Annotated in this window: 11 protein-coding genes, 2 tRNA genes and 1 pseudogene; 9 read left to right on the top strand and 5 right to left on the bottom strand. The window is 71.7% G+C overall.

All coding sequences use genetic code 11. From position 1 onward, the window contains the following. The first annotated feature begins 255 nt into the window (after window positions 1–255). Window positions 256–1,260, top strand: coding sequence for a D-2-hydroxyacid dehydrogenase (locus tag ACFWM7_RS28095; protein ID WP_383265565.1), 1,005 nt, complete (start codon window positions 256–258; stop codon window positions 1,258–1,260). On the opposite strand, the gene ACFWM7_RS28090 is transcribed toward ACFWM7_RS28095, so the two are convergent. After that, window positions 1,250–1,717 (bottom strand): hypothetical protein, encoded by a 468-nt coding sequence (locus ACFWM7_RS28090; protein ID WP_383265562.1) that lies wholly within the window; start codon window positions 1,715–1,717, stop codon window positions 1,250–1,252. The genes ACFWM7_RS28095 and ACFWM7_RS28090 overlap by 11 nt on opposite strands. Window positions 1,718–1,939: 222 nt before the next feature. Here ACFWM7_RS28090 and ehuB point away from each other — a divergent pair, with 222 nt between their 5' ends. From ehuB to ACFWM7_RS28055, 7 genes are all read left to right on the top strand, one after another. Beyond that, entirely contained in the window at window positions 1,940–2,842 is a 903-nt protein-coding gene (gene ehuB / locus ACFWM7_RS28085) for an ectoine/hydroxyectoine ABC transporter substrate-binding protein EhuB (protein ID WP_383265559.1), read from the top strand. 22 nt (window positions 2,843–2,864) lie between these two features. After that, window positions 2,865–3,596 carry an ectoine/hydroxyectoine ABC transporter permease subunit EhuC gene (gene ehuC, locus ACFWM7_RS28080; protein ID WP_383265556.1) on the top strand — a complete coding sequence of 244 codons (732 nt, stop codon included), beginning with the start codon at window positions 2,865–2,867 and terminating at the stop codon, window positions 3,594–3,596. Beyond that, entirely contained in the window at window positions 3,593–4,234 is a 642-nt protein-coding gene (ehuD, locus tag ACFWM7_RS28075; protein ID WP_383265553.1) for an ectoine/hydroxyectoine ABC transporter permease subunit EhuD, read from the top strand. The genes ehuC and ehuD overlap by 4 nt, the downstream gene beginning before the upstream one ends. Further along, complete coding sequence (gene ehuA / locus ACFWM7_RS28070) at window positions 4,224–5,081, top strand: ectoine/hydroxyectoine ABC transporter ATP-binding protein EhuA (protein WP_383265550.1); 858 nt, start codon at window positions 4,224–4,226, stop codon at window positions 5,079–5,081. Before ehuD ends, ehuA begins: the two co-directional genes overlap by 11 nt. Before the next feature lie 167 nt (window positions 5,082–5,248). Further along, window positions 5,249–6,007: an IclR family transcriptional regulator gene (locus tag ACFWM7_RS28065; protein ID WP_383265547.1), complete on the top strand. Its 759-nt coding sequence runs from the start codon at window positions 5,249–5,251 to the stop codon at window positions 6,005–6,007. A gap of 64 nt (window positions 6,008–6,071) precedes the next feature. Beyond that, entirely contained in the window at window positions 6,072–6,626 is a 555-nt protein-coding gene (locus ACFWM7_RS28060; RefSeq protein ID WP_383265545.1) for a hypothetical protein, read from the top strand. 87 nt (window positions 6,627–6,713) lie between these two features. Then, window positions 6,714–6,787, top strand: a tRNA-Lys gene (locus ACFWM7_RS28055). Between the two features lie 173 nt (window positions 6,788–6,960). Here ACFWM7_RS28055 and ACFWM7_RS28050 read toward each other — a convergent pair. The 4 genes and pseudogenes from ACFWM7_RS28050 to ACFWM7_RS28035 all read right to left on the bottom strand — a co-directional run. Continuing rightward, window positions 6,961–7,378: pseudogene (locus tag ACFWM7_RS28050) on the bottom strand (AMP-binding protein); the annotation flags it as partial. A gap of 26 nt (window positions 7,379–7,404) precedes the next feature. Further along, complete coding sequence (locus ACFWM7_RS28045; protein WP_075266149.1) at window positions 7,405–7,995, bottom strand: lytic polysaccharide monooxygenase; 591 nt, start codon at window positions 7,993–7,995, stop codon at window positions 7,405–7,407. Between the two features lie 212 nt (window positions 7,996–8,207). Further along, entirely contained in the window at window positions 8,208–10,274 is a 2,067-nt protein-coding gene (locus tag ACFWM7_RS28040) for an SPFH domain-containing protein (RefSeq protein WP_383265541.1), read from the bottom strand. Then, entirely contained in the window at window positions 10,231–11,523 is a 1,293-nt protein-coding gene (locus ACFWM7_RS28035) for a peptidoglycan-binding protein (RefSeq protein ID WP_383265538.1), read from the bottom strand. The genes ACFWM7_RS28040 and ACFWM7_RS28035 overlap by 44 nt, the downstream gene beginning before the upstream one ends. Before the next feature lie 192 nt (window positions 11,524–11,715). On the opposite strand from ACFWM7_RS28035, the gene ACFWM7_RS28030 reads away from it, so the two are divergent. Next, window positions 11,716–11,789: transfer RNA gene (locus ACFWM7_RS28030), tRNA-Lys, on the top strand. The last annotated feature ends 15 nt before the right edge of the window (window positions 11,790–11,804 follow it).

Below are 11,804 nucleotides of genomic sequence, written 5' to 3'. Positions count from 1 at the left end.
TGCGGCGACGGCGCGCCGCGCGGCGGGCGAGCCCCTGCGCGGGATCGCGGCGGGCGGCCCCGCCCGGGGCCGCCGCGGCCCTCCGGACGCTCCGGCGGCCGTGACCGCGCGACCGGTCACTCTTGCCCCGACTTGTTCCCAGTATTCCCCCCGCCGGGCACAGGGGCGCGCGGCCGGGCCTCGTTGACGCGCGGGTGACCTGCTGCGAGCGTGGGCGATCCGTAGTCCCGTTCCGTCGCGGAGGGCCGCCCAGCGATGCCGGATCCCGTCCTGCTCGTCCTCGACGCCGAACCGTCCCCGCGGCTCGGCCGGCTGACCGGCCGGGTGGACGTGCGGTACGCGGACGCCGCCACGCTCGCCGGGCTGCTTCCGGCCGCCGATGTGCTGCTGGTGTGGGACTTCGCGTCGGACGCGGTACGGGACGCCTGGCCGGGTCCGGGGCGGCGGCCGCGCTGGGTGCACACGGCGAGCGCGGGCGTGGACCGGCTGCTCTGCCCGGAGCTGGTCGCCTCCGACACCGTCCTCACCAATGCGCGGGGGATCTTCGAGCGGCCGATCGCGGAGTACGTGGCGGGGCTGGTGCTGGCGATGGCCAAAAACCTCCCCGGCACCCTGGCGCTGCAACGGGAGCGGCGCTGGCACCACCGCGAGGGGCAGCAGGTGGCCGGTTCACGCGCGGTGGTCGTCGGCGCCGGCCCGATCGGCCGGGAGATCACCCGGCTGCTGCACGGCCTGGGGGTCACGGTGGCCCTGGTGGGGCGGACCGCCCGGCGCACCATCCACGGGGCGGCGGACCTGGACCGGCTGGCGGCGCGGGCGGACTGGGTGATCGGCGCGGCCCCGCTGACCGGGGCGACGCGCGGGATGTTCGACAGCCGCTTCTTCGGTCTGCTCCAGCCATCGGCGCGGTTCATCAACGTGGGGCGCGGGGCGAGCGTGGTGCAGGCCGACCTGGTGGACGCGCTGAACCGCCGCTGGCTGGCGGGCGCGGCGCTCGACGTGTTCGAGGACGAACCGCTGGGCACCGACAGCCCGTTGTGGGACGTACCGGGGCTGCTGGTCTCGCCGCACCTGAGCGGGGACACGGTGGGGTGGCGCGACCGGCTGGGCGAGCAGTTCGTCACGCTGTACGAACGGTGGGCGCGCGGCGAGCCGTTGCCGAACGTGGTCGACAAGGAACGCGGTTACGTCCCCTCCACCGACCTCAACGAGTCCGATCTCAATGGGTCCGACCTCAACGGGTCCGACCTCAACGGGTGAGCGGCGAGGCCCGGGTGATGAACGCCTCGATCGCCTCCCGCGCCCCGGCGTCCAACGCGTCGTGCCCGGCCTGGTCCTGCGCGGTCGAGACATCCCGTGTGCACCGATAGGCCTGTTCGGCGGCGCGGATGACCTCCTGGTCGTCGGTGAGCAGTTTGACCCGGTAGAGCACCTGGCGGGTGGCGGTGCGCAGCCGGTGGGCCTCGTCGCGCGCCTCGACGAACGCCTCGGCGGCGTGCCCCTCCCGCATGCGGTACCAGCGGCCCGCCTGCCCGTGCCGGTACTCCTCCGCCGCCGAGGCGAACGCGCTGTAGGTGGCCGTGCGTTCCTGCCGGAGCGCCTCCGACCGCGCGAACCTCTCCGTGCGCGAGGCCGCGAGGCGCTGGAAGAGGTGCGTGACCACAGCCCCCAGGAGCGTGCCCCCGACGGCCACGACGCTTGTCCATATGGCAACCATGGTGCCAGCTGATCACAGAAACGGCTGACGTGAAGTCATGAACTGGCTGCGACGGGGAACACGCCCCGCGCATCCCTGGTCGCACTCCGCCCCCTTCGGGCACGGGAAGGTCACCTTCCGGCCACTGTTGGGTTACATGCCACCGGCTACCCGCATAGACGTACGGGATCGGGCAGGCGCTCACCCTGTCCGGACTGTTCGACCTCCAGGAGATTGCGAACCATGGCTGAATTCCCGAACCTGTCCCGCCGGGGTTTCCTCAACCGATCGGCGGCCGTGGGCGGCCTCCTCGTCGTTCCCGGCCTCCTCACCGCGTGCAGCAAGACCGACGCCGGCTCCGCGACCGGCGAGGGCGCTCTGGAGAAGCTCCGCAAGCAGGGTTTTGTGCGGGTGGCGTACGCCAACGAGGCCCCGTACGGCTACCTGGAGGGCAAGGAGCTCAAGGGCGAGGCCCCGACGCTGCACCGGGAGATCTTCAAGGCCCTCGGGGTGGACGAGCTGAAGCCGACGCTCTCCGAATGGGACGGGCTGATCCCCGGGCTCCAGGCCGGCAAGTACGACGTGGTCAGCGCGGGCATGGCCATCACCCCGGAGCGCTGCGGCAACGCGATCTTCTCCGAACCGGAGTTCATCTCGCCGACCGCGCTGATGGTGAAGAAGGGCAACCCGAAGAAGGTCACCGACCTGGCCTCCGCGAAGGAGGCGGGCATCACCGTCGGCGTCATGTCCGGTGCGGTCGAGGGCAGTTACGCCAAGGGTGCGGGCATAACCGAAGGCAAGATCAAGACGCTGCAGAAGCCGCAGGACGGGGCCGACGCCGTCAAGGGCGGCCGCATCGACGCCTTCCTGCTCACCGGTATCTCTCTGCGCTGGCTGGCGAAGACCAACCCGGACACCGAGGTCACCGAGGCGTTCGTGCCGCAGCTGGACGGCAAGAAGCAGTTCTCGCCGGGCGGGGCGGTGTTCCGCAAGGGCAACGAGGACCTGCGGGACTCCTTCAACCGCGAGCTGAAGAAGATCGTCTCCGACCGCTCGCGCTATGTGCAGCTGCTGGAGCCGTACGGGTTCGGGGAGACGGAGATCCCGCCGGCCGACCTGAAGACCGCGGAACTGTGCAAGGGCTGACGGGGCGGGCGGGCACGCACGCATGAGTGACTTCTTCTCCCTCCTCGTCGAGGAGCTCCCCCGCGTCCGGTCCGGTCTGTGGGTGACGCTCCAGGCCACGGTCCTGGGCGCGCTGCTGGCCGGAGTGCTGGCCTTCGCGCTCGGGCTGATGGCGAACAGCCGACTGCTCCTGGCCCGCGGGGTCTCCCGCGTGGTCGTGGAGTTCTTCCGGGGCACCTCCCTCTACGTCCAGCTGTTCTGGCTCTACTACGCGATGCCGCTGCTGACCGGCTACGAACTGGAGCCGTTGATCTGCGGGGTGGTCGCGTTCGGCCTGAACTTCGGTGCGTACGGCGCCGAAGTGGTGCGGGGGGCCGTCAACTCCGTACCGCGCGGGCAGTACGAAGCGGCGATCGCCCTCAACCTGAGCCCGACCAGGCGGCTGTGGAAGGTGATCCTGCCGCAGGCGTGGGTGCAGATGATCCCGAGCTTCACCAACCTGCTGATCCAGTTGCTGAAGGCGACCCCGCTGCTGTGGCTGATCTCGGCCGCCGACCTGATGACGGTGGTGCAGCAGCTGCGCGACCGTACCGGTGAGACGGTGACCGCCTATCTGACCCTGCTGGCCGCCTACTTCGTGCTGGCGTACGCCCTGACGATGCTGATGAATCTGCTGGAGCGGAGCGCCAAGCGGCGGCTCGGCCTGGACACCGGCGCGAAGAGCCTGTTCAAGAGCCGCAGCGCGTCCACGACCGCCGTGGGAGGTACCCGGTGAACGGCTTCGACTGGAACGCCGTCAGGGAGTCCCTGCCCGACCTGCTGAACGGGTTCAGGGTCACCCTGCTGGCCACCGTGCTCGGCACCCTGGTGGCGGCCGTGCTGGGGCTGGTCGTCGCGATGGCCGGGCGTGCGCCCAGCCGGTTCGTGACCGTCCCCGTGCGCACCGTCACGGAGTTCGTCCGCTCCACCCCGCTGCTGGTGCAACTGGTGGGTGCGGCAGCCCTGTTCAACACGGTGGAGCCGCTGTACATCGGCATCGCGGTGCTGGGCATCCACTACGCCGCGTACACCTCCGAGGTCTACCGGGCCGGGATCGACGGCGTACCGAAGGGCCAGTGGGAGGCGTGCCGCGCGCTGTCACTGTCGCCCCGGCGCACCTGGCAGGCCGTGATCCTGCCGCAGGCGGTGCGCAATGTGCTGCCCGCGCTCGGGAACTACGCGATCTCGATGTTCAAGGAGACGCCGTTCCTCGCCGTGATCACGGTGCAGGAGATGGTCTTCGAGGCCCGGAAGTACGGGGCCGAACACTTCGCCTACACCGAGGTGTTCACCCTCGCCGGCCTGATCTTCCTGGTCGCGAGCTACCCCACGTCGCTGTTGATGAGAAAGCTGGAGAAGCGCCTTGGCCACTGAACCCCTCCCCCTGAAGAAGACGGAGTCGCCGGGGCCGGCCGCAGCTCCCGAGGACGCCGTCCCGGCAGCCGCCCGCACGGGCGAGCCGCTGGTGCGGTTCGACAAGGTGGTCAAGCGCTACGGCGACCATGTCGTCCTGGACGAGCTGGACTTCACCGTGGACCGCGGCGAGCACGTCACGCTGATCGGGCCCAGCGGCTCGGGCAAGACGACGATCCTGCGGCTGCTGATGACGCTGGAGAAGGTCAGCGGCGGGGTGATCTGGGTCGACGGCTCCCCTCTGACCCACATCCGCACCCCGGACGGTTCGCTGAAGCCCGCGGGCGAGAAGCAGCTGCGCGAGTCGCGGAAGAAGATCGGGATGGTCTTCCAGCAGTTCAACCTCTTCCCGAACATGAAGGTGATCGAGAACATCACCGAGGCCCCCGTCAGCGTCCTCGGCAAGAGCCGCGAGGAGGCGGAGACCCGGGCACGGGAGCTGCTGGACCTGGTCGGGCTCTCGGCGAAGGTCGACGCCCACCCCTCGCAGCTCTCCGGCGGCCAGCAGCAGCGGGTCGCCATCGCCCGCGCGCTCGCCATGGAGCCGGAGATCCTGCTCCTGGACGAGGTGACCTCGGCGCTCGACCCGGAGCTGGTGGCGGGCGTGCTGGAGCTGCTGGAGGACATCGCCCGCAACACCGACATCACCATGCTCTGCGTGACCCACGAGATGAGTTTCGCCCGGGACGTCTCGGAGAAGGTGCTGATGTTCGACGCGGGACGGGTCGTGGAGTCCGGATCCCCGGAGAAAATCTTCTCCGATCCGTCGCACGAACGTACGCGCGAGTTCCTCAACGCGGTGCTGTGACCTCGCAGTTGAGCCACCGCCCATGACGTTGGCATATGCCAGACGGGTGCGCCCCAGATGACAGCTCCGGGGCGCCCCTACTGACTCGTCAACTGCCGCCCCGCGGAGGCCTTCCGGCGGCTATCGTGGGGCGAAAGCTTGCGGTCACAACCTGGTAGGGGGACACCGTGGCGTTGAAGCCCGAGCCGACCGCACCGTTCCACGCGGTGCAGTACGCCCTGCGCGTGCTCGAAACGGTCTCCAAGCACGGCGACGGCGTGACCGATGCCCAGATCTCCCGCGAGACGGGGCTGCCGACCGGCCACCTCGCCTCCCTGCTCCTCACGCTGCGCCGCGAGGGGTATGTGGAGCAGGTCAGCGACGGCGCGTACGTCATCGGCGCGTCGCTTCTGCTGCTCGGCTCCGGGGCGGCCCGCCGCCAGGCCCTGGAGGACCGCCTCCAGCTCACCCTGACCGAGCTGCGCGACTCGGTCGGCGCGGCGGTCTACCTCAGCCGGTATGTGGACGGCGAGGTCAGCGTGACCCAGGTCGCGGACGGGCCGCTCACCCCCGCGGTCAACGAGTGGGTGGACTTCCGCTCCTCGGCGCACGCCAGCGCGGTCGGCAAGTGCCTGCTGGCCCAGCTCGACCACGAGGGGCGGCGCGACCACATCTCCCGGCACCGGACGGCCCGGCTCACCTCACGGACGATCACCGATGAGAAGATCCTCTTCTCCCAGCTGGACGCCCAGGCCGCCACGGTCCCGGTGCTGGACCTCCAGGAGTACGCGGTGGGCACCGTCTGCGCCGCCGTGCCGCTGACGGCCGGCTCCGCCGCGGGCTGCCTGGCCCTGTCGCTGCCGATCGAGGACGCGCACCGGCTGCGGTCGGCGGCCGAGACGCTGAGCCGCCGGGCGGCGCCGGTGCTGCTGTCGCTGGCGCTGTAGGGTCACTCCGGCCCGGGTCCGGCCGGGGCGGGAGCTGTCCGAGGCCCCCGGTAGCGTCACCGCCATGCAGACACCGACCCCCACCCTGGACCTGCTCACGGAGTTCGACGCGGACGTCGACGACTACTACGCCCCCGGCTTCGAGCTGATCGAGTTCGGGCACGACGACGGCGGCTACCCCCAGCTCTCCGACCGTATCCGGCCCTTCGCCCAGGCCACCGGCTCCGGCTCGACCTATGCGTTCTGGCTGCGGGACGACCGCGCCGACCTCGCCACCCTGCCGGTGCTCTTCCTCGGCGACGAGGGCGGCGTCCACGTCGTCGCCCGCGACCTGCCCGAGCTGCTGCGCGTCCTGGCCTCCGGCTGGACCCCGATGGGCGACTGGGACGGCGTGGACTACGCGGACGAGAGCGAGCCGGCGGACGGGGACGAGGAGGCGTACGACCCCTGCCCGGAGAACCCCGCGTTCCGGGCCTGGCTGCGCGACCGCTTCGGCCTGGAGGCCGCCGAGGATCCGAACGAGATCGTCCGGGCGGCGGGCGAGGAGCTGCGGGAACCTTTCACCGCCTGGATCGGGCCGCTGATCCCGGATGCGGTGGGCGGGCACGGGGCGGCTTGAGCGCGGTCCGGGCGGACTCCGGGAGGCTCCCGGGCGGAGGGTGTCATCAGCACCCCTGCGGACCAGGTATTATTTTCGAGTCAGCAGGCGCCGTTAGCTCAGTTGGTTAGAGCAGCTGACTCTTAATCAGCGGGTCCGGGGTTCGAGTCCCTGACGGCGCACGACACGGGGTGGCGGTCTTCTTCACGGAGGCCGCCACTTCGCTTTTCCCGCGCGCATCCCTCCCACCGTCCTCCCCCGCCCCCCGTACCGTTCCAGCAGGGCCGCAAGCCCCTCGGCATCCAGGGGTACGTAGTCGCCGTCGCCGTCCCGGGCCACCAGACCGGGTCCGGGCAGGGGTCGAGCAGGGCGGCGTACGCCTCGGTGTCGGTGACCAGGATCCGTACGCCCGGCAGCTCCAGATCGTCGAGGAGCGGCAGGTGGGCGCGCTCGGTGATCAGGAGGCGGGCTTCGGTGTGCAGGATGTCGCGGGCCAGCTCGGGGCCGCGCCGGGTGGGGTTGATCCCCGCGACGGCGGCCCCGGCCAGGGCCGCCGCGCTGAGCCACAGCGGGAACTCAGGGGTGTGGTCGAGCAGCACGCCGAGGTGCGGTTCGCCGCCGCGCGGCAGCAGATCCGCGAGGAGCGCCGCCCGTGCGGCGGCGCCCTCGGCCACCTGGTGATGACTGAGCACGGTGGGGCCGTGCTTCAGGGCGGGCCGGTGGTCACCCCATTGACGTCGTACGAGCTCCGCGACGGTGCCGGTACTCCTCATGGCGCCGCACGATAACTGATGAAACGTCAGAACTTGACGTCGGAGCAGGCGTAGAACGCGTTGGTGGTGTCCGCGACGTTCCACACGGCGAGGATGATGTGCTTGCCGCTCTTCTGGGTGGGGATCGTGCCCTGGTGGGTCAGCGTGGCCGGCGGCTGCTGGTTCCCGTACGGCACGGTCATGAAGGGCTGCGATTCGAGCGCGGCCCGGGTGAGCGGCTTGGTGGAGTCCCAGCCGTTCTTGGTGATGTAGTAGCGGAAGTCGCTGGTGGAGTGGCGGGCGGTGAACTGCCAACGGAAGTTGTAGCCCTGTCCGCCGGTGACCTGCGTGGCGGGCCAGTTGCCGCCTCTGGGGTCGTCGAGCTGGGCGAACTGTCCGTTGCCGCCGGAGCAGATCTTGCCGTCCGCCGGTCCTGCCGCCGGGAAGCCCTTGGGCCCCTCGACGCTCTGCGGCTCCCACTGGATGTTGCCACAGCCGGTCACCGTGCCGTTGGCACAGAGCTTCTGACGGCTGATCGGGGAGTCCGTGTAGCCGTGGCTGCTGGCGGTGTTGGTCGCGAGCACCGAAACGCCCGCTATCGCCAGGCCGATCACGGCCGCGCTTGCCTTTTTCCGCATGGGCTGTCGCTCCTCTAGAACGTGGGGGAGGTTCCATGAGCACTGCTCGACTGCTGCGCGCTTGGTACGTGGTGCCGTGCGTGACGCGGATGCTGCGGTCTAGACCAAGTCTTAGATTATTGACGCGACGTGAACATGTCCAGACCAATGAGCGTCATATTCCGGGGCGGCCCCCGAGCCGCCCCGGGTCGCCCCGGAACCTCCCCCGGCCCTCAGGCTCCGTCCCCTCCCCCGCTGCGGCCGGTGTAGAAGGCGACGGTCAAGTCCTTGACGAGCGCCTTGCGTTCGTAGTCGTCGAGCTCGACGATGCCGCGCGTGGTGAGCCGGTTGACCGTGTCGTCGACCGCGTCCACCACGGAGGTGAGCACGCTGTCGCGGTGCCGGGAGTCGATCGCCGCGATCCGCCGCCGCTGCATGGCCGCCGCGACCTCGGGGGCGTACTCGATGCCGGTCGGCTGCGCCGAGTACACCTCGACGCCGACCGGTTCGCAGTCCGCCTTCAGCATCCGGGTCAGCGCGTCGCCGACCGCCTCCGCGTCGCGCAGGGTCGGGGCGTCCTCGTGGAACGCGTCGGCGGGCAGCTGGGAGAGGACCCGGGCCATCGCGGCCTCGACCTGGGCGCTCAGGTACGCCTCGTGGTCCTCGATGCCGAGGACGGCCCGGACCGTGTCCTTGATCCGCCACACCACGAGGACGACGACGCGCAGGGCGGTGCCGTTGGCGTCGACGGCGGGCAGCGGTTCGCTGCGCCAGTGCCGCAGGCGTACGTCGACGCGACGGCGCAGCAGGAGGGGTGAGACCCAGACGAGGCCGGTGCGGCGGACACTGCCCCGGTAGTCGCCGAAGAGCGTCAGCACCCATGCGTACCCGACCCGGCCCCGGCCGAGGCCGCCGAGCGCGAGGAGCACGACGGTGGCGAGGAGGGCGAGCGCGGCCCAGGCGCCGACGCCGATGCCGAGGTCGGGCCGGGGGGTGAGGCCGACGGCGCTCTGCCAGGCGGCGGGCAGCGCGCCGCGCCACCACAGGACGGCCAGGCCGCCGGCGATTCCGGCCGCGCCGGCGAGGAGGGCGGCGTAGCCGGACAGGGCGGGCCCGGGCCGCTCGGTGAGCCTGGGGTCGGCGACCGGGGCGGGCCGGGTCGACGGCTGCACCCGCGTCTGCGGCGAACGCGGCACGGGGGGCCGGCGGGTGGCGGGCGAGCGGTCCCCCGTGGCGGGGCGGTGGACGACGGCTCCGGGCCCGGGCAGCGCCGCCGCCTCGGCCGGCTCCTGGTCGTCCCGGAAGAGGAGGTGTACGGGGATGGAGGCGGTGGTCTCGTTGGCGATGACGGAGTGGCGGCGGCCGGGGGGCGGGGCGGTCGTCGCGGTGGCGTTGGCCGGGGTGGCCGCGGTGGTCGCGGTGGTCTGCGACGCGGGGGCGGCGGGGCCGGGTACGGGCACGGAGAAGGTGGCCGAGGCGGCCCGGTCGCCGGGGGCCAGGTCCAGGACGAGGTCCAGCTCGGTGTCGGGCCCGGGGTTGTCCACGGATTCCCTGGCGGGGGCGGGCCGGGCTTCCGGCTCGGCCCCGTACGACGGGTGCGGGGTCCACTCCGCCGAGGGTTCCGTCCTCAAACGCCGGACGGGCCTGAGATGGAGGTTCCCGTCGAGCGGCACGGGGCGGCCTGCGGCCGGGCGGTCGGGGGCCGGGCGATCAGAGGTCGGGCGATCGGGCGCCGGGTCCGGCGCGGAGCCCGAAGTGGAATCCGAAGCGGGCCCCCCTGAGACCGGGCCCGAGGCGGGCCCGTCCGTGCCGTGGTCCGGGGCCGGCCCGAGGTGCAGGCTCACGCTCGGGGGCTCCGGGGTGGCGGGCCGGGGCGGCACAGACGGGGCCTTGTCCCCGTCCGGCGAAGGCGGAAGCTCCGCGTCCGGGCGCGACGGGGCCTCACCGCCCACCGGCGGCACCGCCTCCTCCCGGACCGGGCCGAACAGTGGGGGCGGAGCACCCCGATCCGCCCTGGCCGGCAACGGAGACGGAAGCTCGGCGTCCCGGCGCGACGGGGCCTCACCGCCCCCCGGCGGCACCGCCTCCTCCCGGACCGGGCCGAACAGTGGGGGCGGGGTTGCCTTGCCCGGGCGGGCGAAGAGGGAAGGGGGGAGCTGGTCGTCCAGGGAGTGGGGGGCGGGGGTGGCGTGGGGGGTGTGGTTGTTGTTGGGGGTCACCGGTTCCCGATTCCTTTCCGTCACGTCGTCACGTCCGTCACGCGAAGAGCCGGCGCCAGGTCTCCGGCCCCGGGTAACCATCGGCCGCACCGCCGCGCCAGCCCTGGGCCCGCTGGAACGCCTCGACGTTGCGGCGGTCGGCCTCGGTCCAGCGCGGGTCGGGGCCCGACACGTAGTGCTTGCCGTATCCCTTCTTCACCAACTGTTTGCCGAGCCGGTCGACATGGCTGTTGGACTGACCCGGCTTGAAATAGCCGCGTCCGGGGAACGCGACGGCCGTATTTGGGCTGCCGCCCGCGCCGGCGGCCGGAATGTTCCGGCCGCCGCCGGTGGTCAGCAGGCGCCAGGTGTCCGGGCCGGGGATGCCATCGGCCTCCTTGCCCTTCCAGCCCTGCGCCTGCTGGAACGCCTGGGTCGCCCGCTTGTCCGCCGTTCCCCACACGGGCCCGGGGCCGACCGCGTAGAACCGCTTGCCGCCCCGCTTCACCAGCATCTGGCCGAGCTGGGTGACGTACTTGTTGTTGGCGCCGGGGCCGAACTGCTTGACCCCGGGGAAAGCGGTGGAGGACCCGGAGCCGGGCGATCCGCCTGTGACGCCCTTGTAGCGGTACGCCACGTACCGGTCGGAGTTGTTCCAGTACGCCAGGGGCGTCGACTGCTTCCGCGTCCGCGGGCGCGCCTGCTCGTAGGCGACGTACTGGGTGCGCGCGGAGTTCGCCCAGCCGCCGAAGATCGTGACGTGCGAGCCCTTGGCGGGGTCGGCCGAGTTGTGGAAGAGGAGGATGTCGCCGGGCTGGAGGTCGGCGCGGGCGATGCGGGTGCCGTGGGCGGCGAGGCTGCCGGTCCACTCGTTGGTGCCGAGGTTCCAGGCCATCGACACATAGCCGGAGCAGTCCTGGCGGTAGCCGTCCGACCAGTATTTCTCCATGCTGTACGGGACCTTCGCGGCCACCCATGTCTTGGCCCGGGCGATGATGTCGGCCCGGTTCGTCTTGGGCGCGGCCGCCCCGGCGGACGGCGGGCCCGAGGCGCCGGTGCCCCGCAGCGGGCCCTTCTCGCCCTGCGGGGTGGCCGGCTCCGGGTCGGCTCCCCCGTCGGCGTGGGGTGGCCCGGGGGCGTGGCCGGCGGCTGCCGCCGCGCCCGCCGCCCCGCAGGAGAGGACCACCCCGGCGGCCGTGGCCAGCACCAGGGCGCGCCGCGCGCCGTGCGCGGCGGGATGGCCCCCGCGCCGCACCGGCAGGGCCCTCGCGGCGGAGCGCCGCCGCACGGCGCACCCCGCGCATCCGCAGTCGATGGCGGGTTCGTACTCCTCGAAGACCGGCACAGTCATGCGATTCCCCTCCGCGCTCGTCATTCGTCAAGATCTTCGGGCGCAGCCGTAACGGACGTCAGCGACTTAACTCTCCTGACATATCGCATTTTGACGGAACAAAGGAAAAAAACGACTATCTGACGGGGCGTGGCGGCCGGTAAATGGTTCGGAGCACCCCGGCGCGTCGGGTAGAGTTCTCCAGGTCAGCAGGCGCCGTTAGCTCAGTTGGTTAGAGCAGCTGACTCTTAATCAGCGGGTCCGGGGTTCGAGTCCCTGACGGCGCACGCACAGTCAAAGCC

It is taken from the genome of Streptomyces sp. NPDC058375, from assembly GCF_042723425.1.
Taxonomy (GTDB): domain Bacteria; phylum Actinomycetota; class Actinomycetes; order Streptomycetales; family Streptomycetaceae; genus Streptomyces; species Streptomyces durocortorensis.
The sequence above is the reverse complement of the archived record's forward strand: the minus strand, read 5'-3'. Positions and strand labels throughout refer to the sequence as shown.